Below are 23537 nucleotides of genomic sequence, written 5' to 3' on the forward strand. Positions count from 1 at the left end.
TGCAGTCCGATCGGTGTGTACATCGTTTCAATTGGTACTGTCGATCCCGCGGGTGTCCCGGAAACCCATGGATTGCCGTGGCTCGGCAAGTCACGATACCGGTACTGTTCGGAAGAACGCGTCGCTATCTCCGACGAATCGGACTGAGAACGGCGTACCATCGCTTGCCTGGCAGCAGCGAACTGATGAACCGAGATAGCTACAAAACCGTGCCAACGTGGCCCGCGTTATCTGCCGAATTGCGGCAACAATTTCGTCATACCACGAAACTAATACTTTAGATTCGTGTTGGCTGAGATAGAGTTTCGATGTCTCTAGCAGTGACGTTGGCGCTCTTCGTCGTCGCCGTACTATCGTTGCTGCCCGAGACTGACAGACTCCCGCCGCTGCTACTCGTTGGAGCGGTCGTGGGAGCGACAGTTGGAACAGTCACGACCTTCGACCCCCGATATGCCGGTATTGCAGCGGGAGGGCTCGTTATATGGAGTGTCGTCTATCTGCTCGTCAGTGACACAGCCGATACGGAGGCCGGCGAGGAGCCTACGCCGAGAATACGAAAGCCGTCGGAACTACCGGATTTCGACGATGTAGGCGGGTTAGAAGATCTAAAACAGCGACTCGAAGAACGAGTAATCGCTCCGATAACATCGCCTGATGCGTACGAGGAATACGATATCAGTCCCGTGAACGGGATCCTCCTCTATGGCCCTCCCGGGTGTGGAAAAACGTTCGTCGCGAACGCGTTGGCGGGGGAGTCCGGGTTCGCATTGATTTCCGCCACACCGACCGACATTACGAGCAAATGGGTCGGGGAGGCCGCACAGAACATCCAAGTGCTCTTCGAGACAGCTCGGGCGAACGAACCCTGTGTTCTGTTATTGGATGAACTCGATGCCGTGGCCGCCAGTCGCTCGGAAATGGGGACCAGTTCACAACAACAGATGGTGAACCAGTTGCTCGTCGAACTCGCGGCTATCGACGGCTCCGATGTCGTCGTCGTCGGGACGACAAACCGACTCGAAGACATCGACACGGCGATCAGGCGGTCGGGGCGGTTTGACGACAGGATCGAGGTCCCGCCACCGGATGCCGGAGCCAGACGTGAGATACTGCGTGTCGCACTCGACGGTCGGCCAGTGACGAGTACTCTCGACCTCTCGAAAACGGTGTCGGCGACGGCCGGGTACGCCTCCAGCGACGTGGAAACGCTGGCCGAGATCGCTTCGAGGCACGCCCTCAGTGCGAGCGAACCGATCGACGAACACCATCTTTCGGCGGCAGTTGCCGAGACCGGGACGAGCATTGCCAACTGGCTCCCCGCATACGATTCTGTCACAGAGGGTCGGACCGACGTGTCGGTAGTCCAGCCCGATGGGGTGAACATCTCAGCGACAGAGACGCTCGAGACGGACGTGCAAACCCGCTTTTCGGACGTATTGGGGATGGAAGAGACGAAACAGCGGATCCAGACGCGCCTGCTTGATCCGGTTCGGAACAACGCATGGTACGAGACGGTCGGGCTGGCTGATGTCGACGGGGCATTGTTTCATGGCCCCTCCAGCTCAATCCTGACCAAGTTGGCGCGGGCGACCGCAGGTGAACTCGGGCTCCCGCTTGTCGTCATTTCCCCGGAACAGCTCGGCACGGAGTTGCAACGGGGTCCAGCCAACAGGATGTCCGAGTTGTTCGCTATCGCACGAGCGAACACCCCCTGCGTCGTTGTTATAACCGACCTCAACCGGCTCGCACCGATCACAACGGACGTCAGACAGGGGATCACGTTCGTCGATCGGCTTGCGGGGCAGCTACGACAGTTGGCAGCGGCGGACTTACTCGTCATCGGAACTGCCACAGGGACAGCAGAGGTCGCATCACCCGTCCGAGACACTGGCTGTTTCGAGGTGAGAATCGAAGTCAGTCGGCCAGATGTCGACACCCGAAAAACAGTGCTTCGCTCCACGCTTACGGACGAGATCCTCGAAGACGGGTTCGACTGGGACCAGGCAGCGGCTGCGGTTGCGGGACTCGCGTCCGACGACATCCGTTCGGTCGCCGAGATGGCCGCTCGGACCGCAGTACGTAACGAACAGCCCCTTTCGACCGAGGGACTTGCGGCAGCAGCGTCTGAGTACCAGTCAGACGGGGAAGACGGACCACCACGATACATCACCTGAATGCCAGAGGACACACAGAGTGAACCAACTGCTGATAAGACAGCTGATGAGCCGTCGCTTCGGCAGTCCGATGCACCAGCCACCGCTGACGGGACCACAGCCGTCGAATCCGGCCTGACGGAGCGGCTTCGACAACTGGTTTATTGGCTCTTCGGTTTCGATCTCTCCGCGAACTTCCTCCCGCGCCTCCTCGATTGGCTGGCCGGCTCTGGACTCGTTCTCCTGCGACTACAGGAGATCGAGTGGCTAGAGTCGGTCGTTGTTTTCGTCTCGGTGGTCGGATACGGGAACTTGATGTGGGGGCTGAGTTGGCTGTTCCTGTTTGCATTAGCGCTCTACTACGTCCCCCGACTGATCCGTCCTGCGGACACGGAGTGGCCCTCCTCTCCTCTGGCCAGGCTGCTCTTAGTCGTCCCGTTCGCGGCCGCCGGTCTGCTAGCTGAAGCGGGCTTCCGACAGCTATTCGCCACCATCGGTGTCCGATCCACTGCACCACTTACGGTCCCACTCACCCCGTTGATCGTCGGGGGAACCGCTCTCGGGAGCGGCGTGCTATTCGCTGGCGTGTATGCGACTATCCCTCATGGCTCATCTCGGGCAAACAGTCTCCCTGGCTATGTCGTCCGTGGATTGGTTCTGGTCGTACTCGTCGGCGTGTTTCTCGCGGAATTCAGTCTGTTGAGTCCGATCGCCGAGGTGTTCGCTCTCGGGTTCCTCCTCGTCTCGCGGAACTCTCCGCTGCCCAGCGATCCTGCGGAACGCCTTATCGAGGGTGCGACCACCGTTTGGGAACACGCAGCACTGGTCGTGATGGCAGTGTGGGTCACCTCCGTGCTTGCTGTCGTCGGGTTGGTCGCTCTCGTGATTCGGTTCCGTTCGCCAGCCGATTTTTTCTCCGTGGCTCCACTGGGGTTTCTGTTTCTGCTCCTCGTCGCGACGAGTGTCGGTCTCTACGCGTATCTGTACTGTAGCCGCGCGCTCTTGATATCTCGGCGTAACGCTGATCTACAACGAGAATCGCTTACTTCGCTTGCAGTGGGACTGTTGCCGACGGCAATCGGCGTGGGTCTGCTGGTAGACCGCTACGTGTTTTCCGACCCAGTGGGCGGTCCCACCTTGTTTCAGTTTCTTGTTGGGGGCCTGTTGGTTTACTTCTCCCTGGTCTCTCTGTTGTTCTCGGAACTCGATGGCGGCAACGACCACGACGAGTTGCGCGTCCGGAAATCAGTCACAAAGAGCGACGATGGCGGTGAAAAACTCGTACAGTTCAGTCTGGATTCGGAGTACGATGAGAGCGTCGAGGTGTCAATCAGCGATCCGTTGACGAAATGGCAACACCACGAGATATGGATGTACGATACGAACCAGGTCGAGGACTGGGCACGCACGGACGCTGGCGTGGAGTTTACTACAGTTGTTCCGGCAGCCGGTGAGAAAGAGATCAAGTACGGTGTTGCTATCCCGCAACGAATCGGGGCTCGGAACTACCAGACCGAGTACGATACGGTGGTTCGACCCGCGGAACGCGCACACTTCGACGATGGGGAGTCGGCACACACGAGTAACGAGAATATCGCGTCGTTCAACTACCCAAGACATCATCAGGCAGTTTTCGATGTCGGCGTGTTTTTCGGATTGACCACGCTGTGGATTCGACAGTTCGCTCCGATGGCACCAGTATTCGAGATGACGGGGCCTGTCGTCGGGAGTGGTCCAATAGCAGGAGCGGCGGTGCCGCTTCTCACTGTCGTTGCTAGTTATCTCCCGTTTGCGGTCGCCATTCAGATCCGAGAGCTTGCTGCTGCCTCTAGTCTGGGTACTGAATCACGAACAGGGATACGACAGACAGTCGTCGCCAACAGGAGCATACTTGTAGCCGCGGGAGCGGTCCTCTCGGTGACTGTGTTTGCGTTCTGTTACAGGATACCAGCCCGGTTCGGGATCTCGACTACCCTCGTGGGTCTCGTCGGTAGCCTCTGTTTCTTGCTTTTCGCTCGCTTGTCGATCGGAGTCAGTCGGACACTCGAACTCGTGGTCCAGGTGTGTCGCTCGGGTATGCTCCTTGTCTGGAAACAACTGGTGGTGCTGTTCACTACGTTGTTGATTGTCCCTGCCATCGTCTTCGACTGGTAGTGTGGTCTGATGCCCTCAGACGGGTCGACGACGAACCCTACAGCGGCTCATGTCGGCGCGGATCGCTCGATCAACACCAGGGCGTGGCCTCCGCCGTTTCGATCTGCGACCAGCAACCAGCACCAATCGCCGCGACACCAACGGGTACCCGTTCCACGACGGCCCGTGGAGGGAATACCACGACGTGACCCAACAGCGAGCCGACAGCACCCGAACGTCAGTCGGTCAGCGGGAACGATCCATCCCACACGGTCGTCGGGATCGCGTCCGCGTACGCACTCCGGACGCAGTTGTCCAAAATCGCCTCTGTCTGAATGGCGTCCCGACCGGTCGAACGGTTCGTCTCCCCGTCCAAAAGGACGGCCTCCACGTGATCGAGGAGGCCACCGTGTGTCGATTCTGGTTGGTTGCATGCGACACTCCCCGACTCTCCGGCGACCTCGTAGGTGAAACCGCCGCTGTCCAGCGTCTCGGCGACGATCGAACCCGCCGTGCCTCGAATCACGAAGCGATCAGTCGAACCCGCGCCGACGAAATCACTCGTCACTGTACAGCAGATCCCATCCGCGACAGCGAGTGACAGGGAGACGGCCGTCTCCGTTCGACTGTCTCCGTCATCACAGCGGACGACGCCGGTAGCCTCAGTCGGCGCGCCCAACAGGTGACAGAGTAGGTCGACGCGATGAGAAGTCGCATCGACGAACCAGCCGCCGCCACTGATCTCGGGTGTTTCGCGCCATCCGCTGTCGTTCGGTCGCGGGAATGCGTGGTTGACGATGGCGGACACCGGTTCACCGATCCGGCCCTCCGCGAGCAACTTCTGTATCTCCTCGACATGCGGGTGGAACCGCCGGTAGTACGCGACAAACAGTTCGACACCGGCCCGGTCGCAGGCGTCGATCATTTCACGCCCCTCCGTGAGACTACGCCCCATCGGCTTCTCAACGAGGACCGGTTTGCCAGCCTCGGCCGCGGCAACGGTGAAACCCTCATGGGTGTTGGGCGGCGACGCCACGTAGACGGCGTCGATCTCCGGGTCCGTGATGACTTGTTCGGCGTCACCGGTTGCGACCGGCACGTCGTGGGCCGCCGCGTACCGTGTGGCCGATTCGCCGTCGCTGGAGGCGACGGCCCCGATGCGACTTCGTTCGGATCGGTGGAACGCGGGACCGCTCTTCCGTTCGAGAACATCGCCACAGCCGATCACGCCCCATCGGATTGGCGTGGACAGGCTGTTACGTTCGTACATATGTCGTGCTCACCCCCACCCGTGCTAAAACTTCGCCCCGAGAACGAAACAGCGGTACGCCGAACGATTCGCTGTTCGGTGAGCACGTTGACGTTCGACTCTTCGTAGTCGAGCAACTGTGACAGTACGGGTCGCACTGCTATCGAAAGCCAGTGGGGTCGTCGTCGAGGAGACAGGCGTGTTCGTCTATACGCTCGTTCGTGGCCCCAACGGGAGATCGAATTCGATCCACGGTCCGGCGCGAGTTTCGGGCGGATCGAGTCCAATTCGTCGGAGTGGCCCGCACGAGGCTATTCCGTATCCGAACCCATAACTAAGCGGGATTCATCCTGAAGTGGTATACCACTAAGATGGCGGAGTACAACCAGCACTGCCCCAGCAGTTCCGGTATCGATCCGACCGCTTCGACTGTCTGTGGCGTTCACAATTACTAAACCGTCTGCGACCCCGTGCTGGCAATATGCCCTCCACAGTCGGCGATCGTGCCCGAGAGTTGTCGCTCCAATACTACGAGGACGCTCTCCCCGCCCACGATATCTTCCACGCCAAACGGGTCCGTGACGTCGCAGTCCGACTCGCCGAGAGGCATCCCGATCGTGTGGATCGAGATGTCCTGGTTGCAGCAGCCTGGTTACACGATATCGGTCGCCCACTCGAACGTATCGACGAGGTCGACGAGCACGGCGACTGGGCGGCAACAGAAGCGACAGCACTCCTCGGGGACGAGGGGGTATCCGACGGTCAACTGACTGCGATCGAGCACTGTCTGCGAGCCCATAGTCTCAGAGTGAGCTCCCCCGATCCGGAGACGATCGAAGCGAAACTGCTGTTCGACGCCGACAAGCTGGACGCGGTCGGGGCTGTCGGGATCGTCCGACTCGCCTGTATTGTCGGCGAACGGTCGGGACGATCCGGCACGCAGTACGCCGTGATCGACGACACAGCCACGCTCGATACCGAGTCCTCGGAGCTCCCCGATATCGGACTCGTTCGCGAGTGGGCTCGTGAACGACTCGACGCGCTGTACACTGAGCCCGGCCGACACCTCGGTGAGTCACGCTGGGAGTTCCTGCAACAGTTCTTCGCCCGATTCAGCCGCGAGATCGGGACCAGTGAGATCCCTTGACCTCGCTTAGTCGCCCGTTTCGTTCACCACCGTGATATTCGATTCGTTGAGTTCGATAGCGACGGGGCCGGAGCTCTCAGACGCGTTTCGGACGTCGATCGAACTGTTTTCATCGGCCATCGTGACGTCCGATCGGTCGAGTTGGATTTCGACCCCAGACGTGACAACGGTCTCTCTGTCGAGATCGACGGTTATCGTCACCGAACTACCGTTTCTGTCGGGGCGCCGAAGTTCGACATCGACGTAGCCGTCGGCGGTCGCTTTTGTGACCGTCGCTTGCAACGTCGTCGCATCCAGATGTGCCCGGACGTTGTAACTCGTCTGCGGATCGCTCACGACAAGCCGCTCGATCAGCTCCCGGTCGTCCCGATCGAGCGACTCGACCCCGTCGGTGAAATTCAGCCGAACCTCGTCCACGTCCGTTCGGGCAGTCTGTACCGACATCGTCTCGTTGGTGCCATTGAGTGTCCCACGGACGTATGGAAGGCAGTCCCCGGCGGGTCGAACGCGGATGCCAGCGATATCGAGCGGGTCCTCGCGTGCTGTGGACTCGTAGTACTGATTGACCTGAACTTCGAGGTGGGTGTACGCACCGAGACCTGCACGAGTGTGGGTCGCGTCGACGACGCGTTCAGCGAGATGCTGGCGCCCGACTTCCTCGACGACCATGCCGTCGTGGTGGGAGACGAGCGTCACTGTCACGTTTCCGACCTGGTGGATGGTGCTAGTGTGGTTCGGACTGTCCAGGCGGAGGGCACCACTGCACGTGCGCTTGGCTTGCTGGAAGGTGTATACACCGTTGGCTTCGCGAACCGTCTCAGAGTCCTGTTGCTGGTCAGTATTCGGCTTCGTACTACTCGTGTCGGTTCCAGGATCCTCCACAGGGCCAGCGGATGGACTGGCACCCACCATTAGGGCAGCACCGCTGGTCGCAAACAGAACGATCGCGATACCGAACGCGTACGTCGCGAGTCTGTAGTCACGTTGCATTCTGCTCACTCCGTTCGAATCGATCGTGTTGTGTCATCGTGTTCTCCGGCAACAGCCGGGTGGAGACCGATCGGGCGGCCGCGGGTCCGTCGAAAGTGAACCCGCAGTCCACTGCAACTGGTCGTCCCGACTGCTGTGCTCGCGGGTTGTACGAAAACCCTTGTAAGTCACCGTTGGAAACGGGCGTGAAACACGTCTGAAACGCGTTTCACTCCTGTTTCATCCCTGGAAACCATCAGATTCTTACTGTCGATATCGCCAGTCCCAATCATGCCCGTGGTCCCCTCCTCCCGACTGGTGTTCGTCCTGTCACTGGTCGTCCTCGGTAGTAGCATAGGCGTCTTCAGCAGCGTCATCGGGCTCGTGCCCGACGATTCGCACCGACTGACGATCGAGGACGGGAGCCTCGTCACCACAGTCGGCGACGGACGACCACAGGTGTTGGTCGAGGACGTTCGCACCGTTTCTCGGGTCGAGATACGCCGAACAGACGGCTATCACATCGTTCGAGTCGTCGACCGTGAGCCGCCGGCCGTGTCGGCAGAAACCCGTCTCCGAGCCCAACAGGTCGTCTCGTCCGCCAAAACAGTCGGTGCGGACATCCCGCCACCGAACGACGCCACATACGCTGTCCATCGGATCCCAGCACGGCTCGCCAGTGACCGCGCAGCCGTCGTCGGTGCGACACCGAACGCCTCACTACGGACGGCGCTGGCCGCTAACGCGTCTGCATTCTCCGTCGAGAAGCGAGACGAGACGATCGTCTTCGAACGACGCGAGTCCTGGTGGAGCACCGACCGCGTGCTCGTGGTCGTGACACCGGCCAACTCCAACGCACAGTACAGTGTCGTGGTGGATCTCCCCACAACGACCGTCGAATCACTCGTTCGACTCGACAGGGGGAGCAGCCGATGAACGAGGAACGGCCACTCGATCGACCGCCCGTTGTGCATTGCCTACAGCGGTCGTGCTGGATCGCTGGTAGCCGTCTCACGACGCAGATGCGGCCGCACTGGCGGTCACTTCTGGCGAGCACGGGAGCGGGTGAACGCCGATGACACGGTTCCCACGTTCCGAACTGCTTGCGGCAGGGACCCTCGTAACCGCGACAGCGGTTCTCGTCGCACAGTTCCTGACTGCAACACCGACCGTGGTTGCAGTCGCCGACGGAAGCACACGGCTCGGGACCGCGAGCTGGCAGTTCACGCTCCGTGATATCGTTAGTATCACGCTCGCGGCTGTCGGCGCCGGGGCCAGTGCGACGGCCCTTCTCTCCGACGGCTCAGCACCGACACCCACAACAGACGACGAACAAGTAGACTCGTCTCTCGGGCAGTCTAGGGATGGTTCCAGCAACGAGCTACTACAGGCCCGTCGGAACGAGTGGGAGTCGGTTTCGGAGCGGCTCACGGACAACGAGGAGGTGGTGTACCGAACGGTACTCGCTGCCGATGGTGTCCTCCCACAGAGCGAGATTGTCGAGCGGACAGACCTCTCGAAAGCAACCGTCAGTCGGACACTGGACAGCCTGGAGACGAGAGAACTCGTCGAGCGCAAACGCAGAGGGATGGGTAACGTAGTGTTGCTCACATAGCAGCAACGTCGACCGATAAGCCAGTCGGTGCCAATCGGGAACCGCACACGAGTACCACTGGGAGGTACCACCGTGTAGAAACCTTCATACGGCGCGTGTTCCGAACCGGTGGTATGCAAACGCCGACGGGTAGCAGGGAGCCGACATCGGCCGGCCGGGTGAGATCGTACCTCTCGAACATGGGGCCGTCGTGGGTCGCCGGTGCGATCGCCGCGGGTCCGGCGACGATGGGATCGCTTATCACTGCCGGCGGTGCCTTCGGATACGAACTGTTCTGGGTCGTCGTCCTCTCCGCCGTCGCCGGGGCGTTCGCCCAGTACCTCGCGATGCGTCTCGGACTGCTCACCGAACGCGGTATCGTCGGCGTCGTCGCGGACCAACTCGGAGACACCTGGGCCTGGCTGCTCGTTCTCGACGTGGTGGTTGCAGCCGGTGCTGCACAGCTGTTGATCATGAAGACCGTCGCCGGCGTCTCGGCGACCGTAACTGGCGTCGACAGTCGTATCTGGGGTGTCGTATGGGCGGGTATCCTCGCGATCGGGCTCGCCACTCGGGGGTACCGGTTCCTCGAAGTCGCCGCCAAAGTCCTCGTCAGCGGCGTCGTCGTCGCGTTCGTCGCGTCGCTGTTCGTCGTTCCGATCGATTCGACTGCAGCGGTCAGCGGACTCGTTCCGTCGCTCCCATCCGGAAGCGCGCTGGTCGCGGCGGGAATCCTCGGCGGTGCCGTCCACATCACACTGATAACCATGCATTCCTACACGATGCGTGCACGCGGCTGGACCGACGACGACTCCGATCTCGCGACGTTTGACGTCGTCGCGTCGATGTTGGTCGCGTTCGGGACCTACAGCGTCGCGATCTACCTCGTCACAGCGAGTGTCCTCACCACTGGCGACCTCTCGACCGTGGAAGCGGCACAGTCGCTGGGACCGCTCGCGGGTCCGTTCGCACAGTCACTCTTCCTCGTCGGGCTCCTGGGCGCAGCAGTCTCAACGCTCGGTGCAAACACGATCGTCCCGCCGTTCCTCCTCGCGGACAAACTCGGCTGGGGAACGACCGTCGAGGACGACCGATACCGCGGGCTACTCGTCGTCGCGGCGCTCCTCTCGGCTCCGGGCGCGTTCATCGGCGGGCCGATCCTGAGTCAGCTGGCGCTCGTGCTCGCGATCGGGACCGTCGGAACGCCGTTCGCGATCGCTGTCGTGCTGTCTCTGCTCAACTCGTCGGCGGTCCCCGAACCGAACTCGACGCTCGCAAATCTCGCCGGACTCGCCCTGCTGTTCGTCTCCGGAACGCTCGCGGCGAACTTCGTCAGAGAACAGGTCGCTACGGGCATCAGCCCGCTGTCGGGAGCGATTCTGCTCTTCGCAGTCGTACTGGGAGTGGGGACACTCGGAGTGTTCGGGAAGTTCATCCGAGGGGAGGGCGCGCTCGCGTGACTGAACTGGACTTTCCGCTCGAGGGATCGACGCTGATCGTCGGCCCCTCCCAAGCCGGCAAGACACAACTCACTGCCCGCGCCATGGAGGCGTGGATCGAGCGTGAGGGGCAGAGGGACGTCGTTCTCCTCGAATTCGGCCCGGAGTACGATCGCGACGGGACCATCCTCGGTCGATGGCTCGAACGGTATACGGATATCCCGACGGACGTCTGGATCGGGAGAGTTGACGCGCACGCGCCCCGGGCCGAAAGTGAAAGTCAAGCGGAAATGCGGGAGCTCGCCAGGGAAAATGCGATGGCGGCGGCCGACCGGCTCGCGGACGCGCCAGCCGCTCCCGCCGCCGTCTTCGTGAACGACGTTACGATCGGCTACCAGCACGCGCCTGAATCGGTCGAACAGCTGCTTGACTACTGTGACACCGCCGAAACGGCCGTTCTCAATGCGTTCGAGAGTGACGAACTCGGGACGGACAACCCGGTTTCCGTTCGGGAACGCGACGTCGTCCAGGGACTGCGGGCGTGGGCCGACCGGACTATTCCGCTCGGTGACTGATAACGGCCGAAAACAGCCTGTCAACGTGCCTGAGACAGTCGCCGAGACGCTCTGTCTCACCGGGGCGAGAGGTCGTGACCGACTGACCGGTCGCGTCGAAGCCGCCGGGTTCGAGCGATAGGATGTTCCCGCCGCCCTCGGACCCGGCCCCTATTTTGTCGTCGAACGTGACCCTCTGGCTGACTTTGCGACGCCGATAGGGACGAACCGGGACCGGTCGAGGACTGTGCGACTCTCTTTGCTGAGAGCGATGTATTTCTTGAGGCTGCACAGAGGATTGCACTGTCGCGTGATGACGAAGTCGTCAAAGACATCGTCGATCAGCGAATCCGTCCCGTTTCGTCGGTATTTTCCTATTCGTGTCTCTTTTGTAGTTATATTTTCCATATACATTTGTGTTTTTGCCCGCTGCACATTACAATTCACTTATTTGAATGTGCTAATTGCCAATACGTCTCGAAGCATCCCAGACGATTATTCAGACGGCTCTCGATCGCTTTACCCAGCCGATACGCGTTATCGCTTCGGCCCCGATTGGGCGAGGGGTCCAGCGGCGTCTGCGATGATCTCGGCGATGTCCTGTCGTGAACGCACGGAACGAAGTTCCTGGCTCGTCTGCCGGAGGACTTCGATGCGCTGCTCTCTGCGTTTTACGTCCGTAATATCTTGAACAGTCCAATGCAAGAGTGATCCCCGTCTCTGGACTGCCGGGATTCACAGTGGAGGCGGAGCGAGCGCTTCGTCGTACCGCCATCGGAGAGGGTCGCGTCGGTGGTGAACCCGTCAGATTCGGTGACAGCCTGCTCGAACAGTTCGAGCAGTGCAGCCTCGTCGGTCTCGATGAACCGAGTGGGTTCCCGATTCACTCACCGAGAGGCCGTTGCCCACATCGAACCAGTAAAAACGGATGTTGGTCTTCGACTACTCGACATCTGTCAACTGCACCGGCACTCACCTGAGGACAAAGTAGATAGAGGAAAGTGCTCAGACACCGGTGGTCCGGAACCCCTCGAGAAGGTACTGTCTGAGGAAGAAGACAAACACGAACGCTGGTAGGACGATCAGGATACTCGCGGCCATGATCTGTCCCCAGAAGACACGTTGCCCCTCCGAGAGCGTGAACAGCCCGACAGTCAGGGGCCACAGTTCACGATCGGACATCAGTACCTTCGGGATCGTGTATTCGTTCCAAGAGACTGCGTAGGAGAACAGCGCGACGGCGATCATTCCCGGTTTCGCCATCGGGAGCGAGATATCCTTGAACGCCTCGAACCGCGTCGCACCGTTGATGCGAGCCGATTCTTCGAGTGTCTGTGGAACCGTCTGGAAGAACTGCCACATCAGCCAGAGCGAGAAAGGAAGCGAGAGGGCTGTTTCGGCCAGAACAAGCCCCACGAGGTTGTTTGTGAGGTTGATCTCGTTCCAAATGATGAACATCGGGATTGATAGCAGGATGGCTGGAAACATGTATCCGAACAGGACCAAGCGGGCAAACCGTCGTTTGAACGGGAAATCGATACGCGCGAGTCCGTACCCGCCCAACGTTGACAACAGCACAGTCAGGCCCACGACACCCCCGGCTACGAGGAGGCTGTTCTTGTAGAACGTCAGGAAGTCCGTCTCAAACAAGAGCGTCCGATAGTGCACCAGTGAGATCGTTTCCGGGATGAGCTGAAGTTGCTCAGTGAAGATCTGATCCTGGGGACGGATGGACGTATGCAACATCCAGAGGATCGGTACGAGAACGACGGTAAGAACCAGTGCGACTGTTCCCCAGAGTGCCAGTTTCTTCAGTCGACGAACCCGCCTGTACCCGATACGTGACGCGAGCGACTGCTTGTCGACCACACTAGGCGGGGAACTCATTCAGTCCGCACCTCCTTGGCCGGTTCAAGGACTCTGAAGTAGACGACAGCAACGCCGGCTAGGAACACGAACAACAGTGTCGACATTGCTGCTGCCATTCCGAGCCGTGTGAGACCGAATCCGAGTTCGTACGCGTAGATCGGGGCTAGTCGCGTCGCGTCGCCGGGACCGCCTCCCGTCAGGATGTAGACGATATCGAACTTGTTGAACATCCAGACGCCACGTAACAGGAGTACGATGAAAATGACGCTCTTGAGGTTCGGGAGGGTGATGTCTTTGAACACCTGGAACGTGTTGGCACCGGCAACGCGGGCAGCTTCATAGTGGTTCTCCGGAATACTCTGCAGCCGGGCGAGAACCATGATCGTCACGAAAATCGTGAACTTCCAACTGCTCGTGAGTATGACGGCAATCATCGCCGTGCTGTGGTTCCCGAACCAGCTGAACGGCTGGTCGAGCAAGCCGACCGAGAGTAGCACCTCATTGATAACGCCCCACTGTGCGTTACCCATCCACAGGGCGATGAAACCAAGTACAGCTGTCGGAATCATGTACGGAAGGATAACGATCGCTTGGACCACGTTTGAGAACTTGAACGACCGGTTGACCAGAAGCGCGATCCCGATCCCAGCGACGAGCTGTAACGTCGTAGAGCCCCCGGCGAACAGTACCGACCGCCACACTGAGACCCAGAACGTCTCCTGGGCCAAAAGCTCCGCATAATTATCGAGGAAGACGAACTCCCACTGCGGAGAGAACACCGGGATCTCGTAGAACCCAGCGGCGATAGCCCACAGGATCGGCCCGAGGGTGATGAAGGTGAACAACAACAACGCCGGGAGGATCGTGATCGCTGCGAGGACCCGACGACGGGAAAGAAACCGGTACAGTGAGTCACGATACCCCGACCGCCGGCGCCATATGTTTCGGAGGTTTGTCGATAGATCGGTTGACATTAGTAGGAACGTTGGATTGATACTTCTTTAATGTTTACCTGATTCGGAGTGCTGGTTCCCCGTCCCTGCCGCTGGTGGCCGGTGCATCACCGAGCCTGATCGATGACGGACTGGATCTGTCCGGCGTACTCCTCAACGATGGTTTCGGGGTCACGCTCGTTGATCGTCGCGTCGTTGAGGATGTCGACCAGGAGTTTCGAACTGTAAATCGTTCCCGCATAGGGATTCGGCGGCGATGTCTCTTGGCTGAACGGCTGGATATTATCGGCGAAGGCCAGAGAGGTTTCGATGTCGTCATCCGTCCATGCGTCATCGAGATTCTCGAGGCCAGTCTGATAGTCGGGATGCTCCCGGATAGACGGGTAGCCGGGGTTGTTGTGGATGGGAGTCAACAACAGGAGGTCGATGAAGTACTCTTCCTGGAACATGTAGCTGATGAACGCGTTTCCGGCCTCGACGTTCGCGTTCGCGAAGGTCATATACGCGATAGCGTTCGCATGACTCTGTTCGGACCGGTTCTGTGGGACTTGTGACGCACGCACCTCACCCGCGAAATCTTTGTCCTGCTGGACACTCTGAACTTTCGGTCGGGCGCCCACGTAACCGGCTTCAGCTGATGTTTCGGTTGGAATGGCCTGTACCTGCTGTGAACAGCTCGCGTTCGCATTGGTCGGCGAGTACTGGTAGAGGTCGCTGAAGAATTCCAGTGTTTCGATGAACCGCTCGCGGTTCTCCCCCTCGTTTATGATGCACTGAACCTCCCCGTTAGAGTCACGTTCACAGACCTTTCCATCGTTCGCGTAGAGGTACGCCAAGAAGAACGAATCGTTACACAGCGCCGGCGCAAGCGGTATCGACGTTCCGCGAGTTCCGTTTGGATCATCTGCTTGGCTAGCGTAATTCAGCATGTCGTCCCAGGTTTCGGGCTCACCCTCGTATATGTCCTCTCGGTACCACTGTCCGGAGGGGTTGATCCAGCAGGGGACTGCGTAGTCGTCACCATCAGCCTGCACGCGTGTCCCACTGACGGGTTCGCCGTATCGGTCAATCATGTCGTTGACCGCTGAATTGACTGGTCCGGCAGCACCCTGATCCTGAAGCTGGACGACCCGCGTCTGGACAGCCTGCATCACATCCGGAGGATCACCAGCCTGGATCAACTGCGAGAGACGCTCCCCCTGTTCTCCGAGATTGACCAGATCCAGATTGACGGTCGCTCCGGTATCCTCCTCGAAGTCAGTTTTCACACGCTCGAAGAAGCTCGTGAAAGCTTCACTGGACTCATCAGTGAGGAAGTGCACCTCCGTCCCACTCAAGTCCGGCCACTCGCCGTCACCGGCATCTGCGGTTGTCGTTCCCCCGTCGCCGCTCCCCCCGTCACTACTGCCACTACTCCCGTCACTACTGCCGCTACCCCCGTCTCCGCTACAACCGGCCAGTCCCGTCAGCGCAGTCACAGACCCTGCCCCGGCCAACTTCAATACATCACGACGTCTGTGGCTGGAACCACTACGGTTACACTCAGTGCTGTCAGCGTGGTTTTCACTTTCGTCGTCCCGCATAGTACAGACCACAAAGGGAACCTACATAAAAATTGTGGACAAAAGCAGGGCACATAATATGCGTGCCAGTTGGTCGGGCACACAACGAGTAACGGCTAGAGTCGGCGGTCACCGGCTCCGCGCTATCAGATTCTCGCTATCCGGGTCGAACAAGTACAGTTCCGAGGGGTCGACACTGATAGTAACGTCAGTACCCTCCTCGACATCGCTGTCACGTGGAATCAGTGCGGAGAGTTCTCCGTACGGCCCATCGATGGTAGCCAACGACTGGTTCCCGAGTGCCTCCAAGAGCGAAAGTCGGCCTGACAACAACGAATGACCGGTCCCCGACAAGTCAACGTTGTCGGGACGGACTCCGAGCATTACCGAATCCCCTGTAAACCCATCGGCACGACGTTCGATCGGGAATTCGACGATCGATCCGTCGGCGGCAACTCGTGCATCGTCGGTACCGAGTGATTCGAGCGAGCAGCGGACGAAGTTCATGCTGGGGTTCCCGATGAACTCGGCGACGAACATGTTTGCCGGGTACTGATACACTTCGTCGACGCCACCGATCTGCTCGATATTTCCGTCGTTCATGACGACGATCCGGTCGCTCATCGTCATCGCTTCCTCCTGATCGTGTGTGACGTACACAGCGGGTTCACCGATCCGAGCGTGGATGCGCTGGATCTCTTTGCGGATCTCGATCTTGAGTTTTGCGTCGAGATCACTGAGCGGTTCGTCCATCAGAAACGCAACCGGATCACCCACGACAGTCCGGGCGAGGGCGACTCGTTGTTGCTGGCCACCGCTGAGATTCCCCGGGTACTTATCGAGTTCTTCGTCCATCTGCATGAGCTCAGCCGCTTCCTTTACTCGCTTTCTTCGCTCAGCCTTTGGGACGTCCTTGACTTTAAGCGGGTACTCGATGTTCTCTTGTAGGGTCATATGCGGGTAGAGCGCGATGCTTTGGAACATCATCGCCAGGTTTCGATCATTGACTGGAACCTCCGTGACATCCTCGCCATTGAACCGGATATGCCCCTCACTCGGCGTTTCGAGCCCAGCAATACATCGGAGTGTAGTTGTCTTACCGCACCCCGACGGTCCGACGATGGTGAGGAACTCCTCCTCCGCGACTTCGAAGCTGATATTATTGACAGCAAGGAGATCACCGTATCGTTTCGTCAATGAGTCTACTTCGATATGCGTCATACTGCTACGATGAGACCGACATAATATATTATTTTTCATGGACTAGGAACGAGTCCCGAGAATCCAACGTGGCCGATGAACCACCAATAGAATAATGAGTCCGTATCCAGAACTTGGGGACGGATATGTCCCGTCAACTCGAAGGAAAGACAGCTATCGTTACAGGATCAAGTACTGGTATCGGGGCGGCAATAGCGAAACGGTTCGCAGCGGAGGGAGCGAAGGTCGTGACGAATTCACGATCGCGTGAGCGCGCGAAAACAGTAGCCGACGAAATCGAAAACGAGGGAGGCACGGCTATCGCTGTCGAGAGCGATGTTACGGACCACGATGAGATGGCGGCCATGATCGAGGCGACTGTCGACGAGTTCGGGTCGCTGGATATCATGGTGAACAACGCCGGCTTGACCCGCATCGGACCGGCCGAATCGATTTCTCCGGAGGACTGGCGCCATGTCATCGACGTAGACCTGACGGGCGTGTTCTTCGGGTCCCAACTGGCGGGTCGCCAGATGATCGAACAGGAGTCGGGAGGTGCGATTCTCAACATCTCATCGATTATGGGCGGGATCGGGCTCCACAAACGGGCACCCTACTGCGCCGCGAAGGCCGGTGTCAATAACCTAACCCAAACGCTTGCCGTCGAGTGGGCACCGCACGAAATCCACGTCAACGCCCTCGCTCCGGGATTCATCAAGACGGATATCACCGATCAGACCCAATCCGCCGCCGACTACACTGACGAGGATATTCGGAACCGAACACCGCTTGGTCGCTTCGGGACGCTTGATGAGATGACCGAGTGCGCGACCTTTCTGGTCAACACTGACCACTACGTGACGGGCGAAGTGCTCCACGCGGACGGGGGCTGGACAGCATACGCGTGGGGGAGCAGCGGCGAGTAGTTGACGACCCCGTCCGGCGGGTCTTTTGTATCGATGTGAAGAGAAGCCTGCGGTCACCCGACCGGCTCGGGGAGGTCAACGCCGTATGTGCCTCCGACCGATCGGAGGCGCTCGATGGTACTCGGTCGCAGTTCGACACCGGCCTCCTCCTGCTGGGCTAACTGTTCGGCCTCAATCTCGCCTGGGAGCCGTATTTCATCGAATCCGTCCCGGGTTTCGATGGCTTTCAGTTGGTCGATATACTCGCCGATCTCCCTTTTGAACGTCTCTGTGTCCCGAAACGTTTCGATGTCGATTGCGGCAACGAAATGGCCGAGACGCATCGGCTTATCAAAGTCGTCGTACAGTGGACCAACGGTCGGGCTTGTCCCCGCTGAAGAGAGAACCCCGGAAAGGACGTCTACCATAATACCCAGCCCGTACCCTTTCGGGCCGCCCAACGGACGGACTGCGACCGCCTCGTGTGGATCTGTCGTTGGTTCGCCGTGTTCGTTGACGGCCCATTCTGGCGGGATCTCGGTATCCTCTCGACGCGAAACCTCCTGGATCTTCCCCATAGCAACGACGCTGGTGGCCATATCGAGCGTTATCGGGAACGACCGATCGGTCGGAACCGAGAACGATATGGGGTTCGTACCGAGGAACCGAGTCGCACCACCGAACGGGATCACGTCCGACCCGACGTTGGTCATGGCGATCCCCAGGTAGTTCCGGTCGGACGCATACTCCGTGTAGTACGCAGCGGTGCCGAAATGATTGCTGTTCCTTACAGCGACTGTTCCGACCCCTGTCTCCTCGGCTAAGTCCATCGCTTCTGTCATCGCCAGCAACGCCGCGCTCTGTCCCGGCCCGTCATCGGCGTCAACCAGTGCCGATCCGCTACCGAGACGGTGGGTCTGGATATCCGGATCCGGGTTGAACCCACCCCCTTCGAACTTTTTCATATACGCTTCCAGTCGGGAGACTCCGTGTGAATCGACCCCGCGCATGTCTGCTCGAACCAGTCCGTGGGCTACCTGTTCCGCATGCTCTTTGACAACTCCGCCGGACTGGAGCACTGCTCCGACGAACTCCCGAAGCTGGTCCGGTTCGAAGCGACGTGGCGTGTTCGTGTCTGATTGAACCATTAGTAGTTGATCTCCGGATGCAGAGCTTCAGTAGTGACCGTCGTTACTCCGCCGTTGTTCCCCCGTCGATATTGACCACGGCACCGTTGACTTTACGGGCGCCGTCGGAAGCGAGGTACGTGGCAAGTTCAGCGATATCTTCGGGCTCGTTGAGTAGGCCGATAGGGATCGCCTTCCGTCGTTCCTCGACCCATTCCGGGTTCTCCTCGCGAACCTCTTCGTTGATGGCTGTCTTCGTCGTACCGGGTGCAATCGCATTGACGTTGACACCTTTCTGGCCGAACTCCACTGCCAACTGTTTCGTGAGTGTGTTCACACCCCCCTTACTAGCACAGTAGACGGGTAGATTTTCGATACCGCGTTCACCCGCCTCCGAGGAGATATTGATCAGCGTTCCGTCTGATTCGATGAGTTCGGGAAGCACCCCTTTCGCAAAGCGCATCGGCCCCTTGAGGTTTACGTCGATGACCATCTCCATGTCTGACTCTTCCGTTTCAGTGATCGGACCGCGGGTCATAGCTCCTGCGCTGTTGAAGCCGATGTCGATTCCCCCAAAGGTGTCAACTGCTGCTCCGACAGCATCGTCGACGACGGATTGATCCGTGAGGTCACAGTTGAAGAACTCCGCCTCGCCACCGTCGTCCCGAATCACCTCATGGGTCGGACGCCCACCGCCACGTGGTTCTTCCCGGATGTCCGCAACGGCGACCTGTGCGCCTTCACGAGCGAACCGTTCGGCCACAGCCTTACCGATACCTGACGATGCTCCGACAACAAACGCTACCTCTGAGTCTAATCGTGCCGTCATACCGAGAACATCTGCAGGGTGCGTAAAATAACTTGTTGTGCCGTTTTAGCCAGCGGGCGAGTGCTCCGGACAGAGACATCCAGACACATCCGTTCAGCATTGTTGGACATAGGTCCGTCTGGCATCAGAGACGGCATCAAAACCGCTGGAGCAAGCCAGGCTCTAACCACCCACTCTGAGCGTTCGATCTCACTAGCTAACCATTGTGTCTTTCACATTCTCAACGTATGCACGGACTCCGGTCGCTCCGCGGAGAGGTGTATCCTGGTAAAACGGTCACTGAATCGTTCCGTATGATTGGACGGATTTGCTGTATTGTACGCGGACAGTAGAGTCAGTAGGGCCTCGATATACCTCATAAAAGTAAATTATAGTTGTCCAGGATAACCAGACGGGAGCAGCACAACCTATATGATAAAACGGGACAGATTTCGGGATATGACCGAAGCACAAAACGAACGGTCGAAGCATCAGATTCAAGCCCTTCACATGGCGACCGAAATCATCGAGACGCTACAGGAGCACGGCGAGATGGGCGTCTCGGCTCTTGCAGCTCGGCTAGATATCCCGAAGAGTACAGCACATGCGTACCTCGACACGCTCAATTCCAACGGCTGGGTTGTCAACAATGACGGCCAGTACCGGCTCAGCCTCCGGTTTTTAGAGATCGGTGGGAAAACCCGACAAAGTATGCGGGTCTTCCAAGCCATCCGCCCTCACATCGACGAACTGTCGATGGAAGTGGGTGAGGTAGCCAACCTCGGAATCGAAGAGAAAGGGAAGCGAGTGCTCCTATATACCTCGGAACCATCGGAAGGCGTCTTCGATAACGCACCCTCGGGGCAGTTCGCACACATGAACTGGACGGCACTCGGGAAGGCACTGCTCGCCCAACTCTCAGACGAACGAGTTGACGAGATAATCGATCGACATGGGCTCCCGATGGCTACCGAGCACACCATTACAGACCCTGAGGAACTGTACACGGAACTCGAACAAATCCGCCAACAGGGCTACTCCGTTGAGGACGAAGAACACCGGGAGGGGATCAAGGCCATCGCGGTGATGCTCCAATACGAAGACGAACCGTCTCCAGTCGCTGCTATCTCCATTTCTGGCCCCAAACGTCGAATCTCGAAAAAAGATACTGAGCAGTTGATCGACTCGATCCGAAACACCGTGAACGTAATCGAACTTGAATACAAATACTATTGAGTACCGTGCGTTCAGCATTGTTGGACGTACCATCATGTACTATTGTGATGATAACCCACTTTCAGCAGTGGCTAGCATACCAGTCGACTGTATAGCAGTACCAGCCTGAGTTGACCGTTTCTCAACTCCAAGGCCCACAATATCCCAGATGTGCAGATGTTATATCATGCTGCAAACGAGTAATGGGGAACTCCTGTCGTGAGCGCTCATACTGATCGGGTCCCAGCCGAGATCGGAGGCGGTTCCGAAGAACACCGATCGGTCCCTATCCAGATGTATGGTGACCACAGACCCGCCCGTCAATAACATCTGTACGATCGTTATGCAAGCGACTATCATGGAAAATACAATTACCACTATCGCCGGAGAAGGTTCCGAGTTGCTGTCTCAGCGAAAGTGATCTCTGCTTGATGGTGGTCTGGTTGGTCACGAGTGGGAGCAACCGGCCGGTCGATTGTTTCTTTCTAGTGGAAGGTATAGATATATACAGGCCTGTATGAATTAGAGTGAGATTAGAATTTTAAGATCGAAATTGAATTATCTGCCGCTAAAGAGATCCTGTATATAAAATACGACCACTAATACAGAATACGAAAGTCAAAATAACCGTTTCAGTTGATATTTGGGCCGTACCAATAAGAATGATCGCGATACGGTCGAATTCTAATATAATATAATACCATTCTGGATCTAAGTAAGTATTAGTATGCATATTTAGATCCAGTATTTACGAATACGCTCCCAGCGTCGAGATTTCATCCAGTGTTCGATGAGATCCGTGATCGTCGAACGCCCTGTACAGAGTCCAGTCACTACTCCCGACCACTCGACAACTGAGGGCTCTATAACAGTGAAATCAGACTCGGAACTGCTGGCGATGCCGAAATGTTACCCCCGCTAACTCGGTAAAAAGAGTCCAGCGGATGGAACAGAGAAGTGGTGCCTAACCCTGGGAGTCGTGTCCCGGGAATAGGATTGAGGGATGGTTCGGGAAGCTCCCGCGCCACTAGGTAGCCGTATAGATGGGAGAGAATCGATGATACCGTTCGTCAGTGACTGTACGGCAGGTCGCTACTGGACTCTGTATCGACAATACTTGTAGAGCCACACTCCGGACGCGCACCCAAGAGCGGCCCGTGGACGCGTTGCCGGGTCAAGACGAACTAATCGATTAGCGCAGGCGTGGACGGTGCCGGAGAGATAGTCGGAGTTCTTGCCCCCGACACGTGTCGGTCCGCACCGAACTATCAATCTGCCTTGTCCAACAGCTGGACACTTCTGCGTCGGGGAACCGGTACGATGGTCCCTAAACAGAACCACCCGAACGGTGGTCACGGATTTATGAACGGGGCGGCGAAGCGTGAGATATGCACGTCGATGCGGACCGTCTGCGTGAGGATATCGAGGCGAACGCACGGTTCGGGGCAGTCGATTCGTCCGGGGGTGTCGGTCGGACCGTTCTGACCGGAATCGAGGCTGACAGGCGGGTCAGAGAGCGCTTCGTCGAACGGTTGACTGCAGCAGGCCTGTCCGTCCGCGTCGACCCTGTGGGAAACATCGTCGGTCGCTGGACGCCGGCAAGTTGTGATCCGGAGGCCGCACCGGTCGCGGCCGGGAGCCATCTGGACTCCGTGCCGCGGGGCGGAATCTTCGACGGGCCGCTGGGGGTCTACGCGGCACTGGAGAGCGTCCGTACCATGCAGTCGGCCGACGTTGCCCCCGACCGGCCGATCGAGGTTGTCTCGTTCACGGAGGAAGAGGGCAGTCGGTTCGGTGTCGGAACCCTCGGGTCGTCGGTGGCGGCGGGACAGCGGACGCCCTCGGAAGCCCTGTCGCTCACGGACGACGACGGCGTCTCCCTCGAAGAGAGCCTGCAGGGTATCGGCTTCGCCGGGGACGACACAGTCGAGGGCGATCGGTGGGACTCGTGGGTGGAACTCCACGTCGAACAAGGGACGACGCTCACGGACACCGGTGCCGGAGTCGGTATCGTCGACTCGATTACGGGCATCACGAACTGTGAGGTGCGCATTACCGGCGAGGCGGACCACGCGGGTTCGACGCCGATGGACGAGCGAACCGACGCATTCGCGGCGGCATCGGAGTTCGTCCTCGATCTGGAACGTGCCGGTCGGGACTGTGCCGAGACGAGCGGAGCCGCGGTGGCGACTGCCGGGAAGGGATCTATCGCGCCGAACGCGCGGAACATCGTCCCCGAGCAGGTGGAGTTAGACCTCGACATCCGGGATGTCGACCACGACAACATGACGCGGATGGTCGAACGCTGCCGGGACAGCCTCGCGCGGTTGGAGCGGAGTCGGGGCGTGGACACGTCGATAGAGCGGTACCGGGACAGCGCCCCGACACCCTGCAGCGACCGGTTTCTCGTGGCGGCCGAGGCTGGGGCGACAGCGACCGGCGTCGAGTCGGTAAGGCTGTCGTCTGGAGCGATGCACGACACGGCCAACGTCGCCGCCGTCACCGACGCCGGACTGCTCTTTGCGCCGTCGGAAGGCGGCTACTCACACTCCCCGCGGGAGTGGACCGACTGGAATGACTGCGCCGCGGCGACGGCCGTACTCGCGGAGACCGTTCGCTCACTCGCATCTGACGACACCGAATGACCGGCGGCGCGGGTC

19 protein-coding genes are annotated in these 23537 nt (G+C 59.0%); 10 read left to right on the top strand and 9 right to left on the bottom strand.

Annotated features, from left to right (window positions below):
• Window positions 1–308 precede the first annotated feature (308 nt).
• A complete protein-coding gene (locus P0204_RS17955) occupies window positions 309–2174 on the top strand; it encodes an AAA family ATPase (RefSeq protein WP_276223557.1) in 1866 nt (621 codons plus the stop codon).
• On the top strand, window positions 2175–4307 hold the full coding sequence (locus P0204_RS17960) for a hypothetical protein (RefSeq protein WP_276223558.1): 2133 nt from the start codon (window positions 2175–2177) through the stop codon (window positions 4305–4307).
• Between the two features lie 217 nt (window positions 4308–4524).
• Here the strand turns inward: P0204_RS17960 and P0204_RS17965 are convergent, their stop codons facing one another.
• On the bottom strand, window positions 4525–5556 hold the full coding sequence (locus tag P0204_RS17965) for a Gfo/Idh/MocA family protein (protein ID WP_276223560.1): 1032 nt from the start codon (window positions 5554–5556) through the stop codon (window positions 4525–4527).
• Between the two features lie 460 nt (window positions 5557–6016).
• On the opposite strand from P0204_RS17965, the gene P0204_RS17970 reads away from it, so the two are divergent.
• The gene (locus P0204_RS17970) at window positions 6017–6682 is read left to right on the top strand and encodes an HD domain-containing protein (RefSeq protein ID WP_276223561.1); all 666 of its coding nucleotides are present in this window, start codon (window positions 6017–6019) and stop codon (window positions 6680–6682) included.
• Between the two features lie 6 nt (window positions 6683–6688).
• On the opposite strand, the gene P0204_RS17975 is transcribed toward P0204_RS17970, so the two are convergent.
• Window positions 6689–7672, bottom strand: coding sequence for a hypothetical protein (locus tag P0204_RS17975; protein WP_276223563.1), 984 nt, complete (start codon window positions 7670–7672; stop codon window positions 6689–6691).
• A gap of 270 nt (window positions 7673–7942) precedes the next feature.
• Here P0204_RS17975 and P0204_RS17980 point away from each other — a divergent pair, with 270 nt between their 5' ends.
• The 4 genes from P0204_RS17980 to P0204_RS17995 all read left to right on the top strand — a co-directional run bounded on the left by P0204_RS17980 (window position 7943) and on the right by P0204_RS17995 (window position 11259).
• Complete coding sequence (locus P0204_RS17980; protein ID WP_276223565.1) at window positions 7943–8587, top strand: hypothetical protein; 645 nt, start codon at window positions 7943–7945, stop codon at window positions 8585–8587.
• Window positions 8588–8726: 139 nt separating this feature from the next.
• On the top strand, window positions 8727–9266 hold the full coding sequence (locus tag P0204_RS17985) for a helix-turn-helix transcriptional regulator (protein ID WP_276223568.1): 540 nt from the start codon (window positions 8727–8729) through the stop codon (window positions 9264–9266).
• Between the two features lie 113 nt (window positions 9267–9379).
• A complete protein-coding gene (locus P0204_RS17990; RefSeq protein WP_379802034.1) occupies window positions 9380–10705 on the top strand; it encodes a divalent metal cation transporter in 1326 nt (441 codons plus the stop codon).
• Complete coding sequence (locus P0204_RS17995; protein ID WP_276223570.1) at window positions 10702–11259, top strand: hypothetical protein; 558 nt, start codon at window positions 10702–10704, stop codon at window positions 11257–11259. Before P0204_RS17990 ends, P0204_RS17995 begins: the two co-directional genes overlap by 4 nt.
• 650 nt (window positions 11260–11909) lie before the next feature.
• On the opposite strand, the gene P0204_RS18000 is transcribed toward P0204_RS17995, so the two are convergent.
• The 5 genes from P0204_RS18000 to P0204_RS18020 form a co-directional block, all read right to left on the bottom strand.
• On the bottom strand, window positions 11910–12125 hold the full coding sequence (locus P0204_RS18000) for a hypothetical protein (RefSeq protein ID WP_276223571.1): 216 nt from the start codon (window positions 12123–12125) through the stop codon (window positions 11910–11912).
• Window positions 12126–12243: 118 nt separating this feature from the next.
• A complete protein-coding gene (locus P0204_RS18005) occupies window positions 12244–13125 on the bottom strand; it encodes a carbohydrate ABC transporter permease (protein WP_276223573.1) in 882 nt (293 codons plus the stop codon).
• Entirely contained in the window at window positions 13122–14081 is a 960-nt protein-coding gene (locus tag P0204_RS18010) for a carbohydrate ABC transporter permease (protein ID WP_276223576.1), read from the bottom strand. The genes P0204_RS18005 and P0204_RS18010 overlap by 4 nt, the downstream gene beginning before the upstream one ends.
• Window positions 14082–14167: 86 nt before the next feature.
• A complete protein-coding gene (locus P0204_RS18015) occupies window positions 14168–15643 on the bottom strand; it encodes an ABC transporter substrate-binding protein (protein WP_276223578.1) in 1476 nt (491 codons plus the stop codon).
• Between the two features lie 108 nt (window positions 15644–15751).
• The gene (locus tag P0204_RS18020) at window positions 15752–16843 is read right to left on the bottom strand and encodes an ABC transporter ATP-binding protein (protein ID WP_276223579.1); all 1092 of its coding nucleotides are present in this window, start codon (window positions 16841–16843) and stop codon (window positions 15752–15754) included.
• A gap of 125 nt (window positions 16844–16968) precedes the next feature.
• Between P0204_RS18020 and P0204_RS18025 the strand changes: the two genes are divergently transcribed.
• Window positions 16969–17748 carry an SDR family NAD(P)-dependent oxidoreductase gene (locus P0204_RS18025; protein ID WP_276223581.1) on the top strand — a complete coding sequence of 260 codons (780 nt, stop codon included), beginning with the start codon at window positions 16969–16971 and terminating at the stop codon, window positions 17746–17748.
• 53 nt (window positions 17749–17801) lie between these two features.
• On the opposite strand, the gene P0204_RS18030 is transcribed toward P0204_RS18025, so the two are convergent.
• Together P0204_RS18030 and P0204_RS18035 are read right to left on the bottom strand one after the other, a co-directional pair.
• Entirely contained in the window at window positions 17802–18875 is a 1074-nt protein-coding gene (locus P0204_RS18030) for an Ldh family oxidoreductase (protein ID WP_276223583.1), read from the bottom strand.
• Between the two features lie 43 nt (window positions 18876–18918).
• A complete protein-coding gene (locus tag P0204_RS18035; RefSeq protein ID WP_276223585.1) occupies window positions 18919–19683 on the bottom strand; it encodes an SDR family NAD(P)-dependent oxidoreductase in 765 nt (254 codons plus the stop codon).
• Between the two features lie 438 nt (window positions 19684–20121).
• Here P0204_RS18035 and P0204_RS18040 point away from each other — a divergent pair, with 438 nt between their 5' ends.
• Together P0204_RS18040 and P0204_RS18045 are read left to right on the top strand one after the other, a co-directional pair.
• A complete protein-coding gene (locus P0204_RS18040) occupies window positions 20122–20898 on the top strand; it encodes an IclR family transcriptional regulator (RefSeq protein ID WP_276223587.1) in 777 nt (258 codons plus the stop codon).
• A 1367-nt stretch (window positions 20899–22265) separates the two neighbouring features.
• Entirely contained in the window at window positions 22266–23522 is a 1257-nt protein-coding gene (locus P0204_RS18045; RefSeq protein WP_276223589.1) for a Zn-dependent hydrolase, read from the top strand.
• The last annotated feature ends 15 nt before the right edge of the window (window positions 23523–23537 follow it).

This window comes from Haloarcula halophila, from assembly GCF_029278565.1.
GTDB lineage: Archaea > Halobacteriota > Halobacteria > Halobacteriales > Haloarculaceae > Haloarcula > Haloarcula halophila.

Coding starts and splice junctions, on each gene's coding strand:
- P0204_RS17965 (WP_276223560.1), bottom strand. CDS start 5,556: ATGTACGAACGTAACAGCCTGTCCACGCCAATCCGATGGGGCGTGATC.
- P0204_RS18020 (WP_276223579.1), bottom strand. CDS start 16,843: ATGACGCATATCGAAGTAGACTCATTGACGAAACGATACGGTGATCTC.
- P0204_RS18040 (WP_276223587.1), top strand. CDS start 20,122: ATGACCGAAGCACAAAACGAACGGTCGAAGCATCAGATTCAAGCCCTT.
- P0204_RS18025 (WP_276223581.1), top strand. CDS start 16,969: ATGTCCCGTCAACTCGAAGGAAAGACAGCTATCGTTACAGGATCAAGT.
- P0204_RS17980 (WP_276223565.1), top strand. CDS start 7,943: ATGCCCGTGGTCCCCTCCTCCCGACTGGTGTTCGTCCTGTCACTGGTC.
- P0204_RS17975 (WP_276223563.1), bottom strand. CDS start 7,672: ATGCAACGTGACTACAGACTCGCGACGTACGCGTTCGGTATCGCGATC.
- P0204_RS18005 (WP_276223573.1), bottom strand. CDS start 13,125: ATGAGTTCCCCGCCTAGTGTGGTCGACAAGCAGTCGCTCGCGTCACGT.
- P0204_RS17985 (WP_276223568.1), top strand. CDS start 8,727: ATGACACGGTTCCCACGTTCCGAACTGCTTGCGGCAGGGACCCTCGTA.
- P0204_RS18010 (WP_276223576.1), bottom strand. CDS start 14,081: ATGTCAACCGATCTATCGACAAACCTCCGAAACATATGGCGCCGGCGG.
- P0204_RS18035 (WP_276223585.1), bottom strand. CDS start 19,683: ATGACGGCACGATTAGACTCAGAGGTAGCGTTTGTTGTCGGAGCATCG.
- P0204_RS18045 (WP_276223589.1), top strand. CDS start 22,266: ATGCACGTCGATGCGGACCGTCTGCGTGAGGATATCGAGGCGAACGCA.
- P0204_RS18030 (WP_276223583.1), bottom strand. CDS start 18,875: ATGGTTCAATCAGACACGAACACGCCACGTCGCTTCGAACCGGACCAG.
- P0204_RS18015 (WP_276223578.1), bottom strand. CDS start 15,643: ATGCGGGACGACGAAAGTGAAAACCACGCTGACAGCACTGAGTGTAAC.
- P0204_RS17955 (WP_276223557.1), top strand. CDS start 309: ATGTCTCTAGCAGTGACGTTGGCGCTCTTCGTCGTCGCCGTACTATCG.
- P0204_RS17970 (WP_276223561.1), top strand. CDS start 6,017: ATGCCCTCCACAGTCGGCGATCGTGCCCGAGAGTTGTCGCTCCAATAC.
- P0204_RS17960 (WP_276223558.1), top strand. CDS start 2,175: ATGCCAGAGGACACACAGAGTGAACCAACTGCTGATAAGACAGCTGAT.
- P0204_RS17990 (WP_379802034.1), top strand. CDS start 9,380: ATGCAAACGCCGACGGGTAGCAGGGAGCCGACATCGGCCGGCCGGGTG.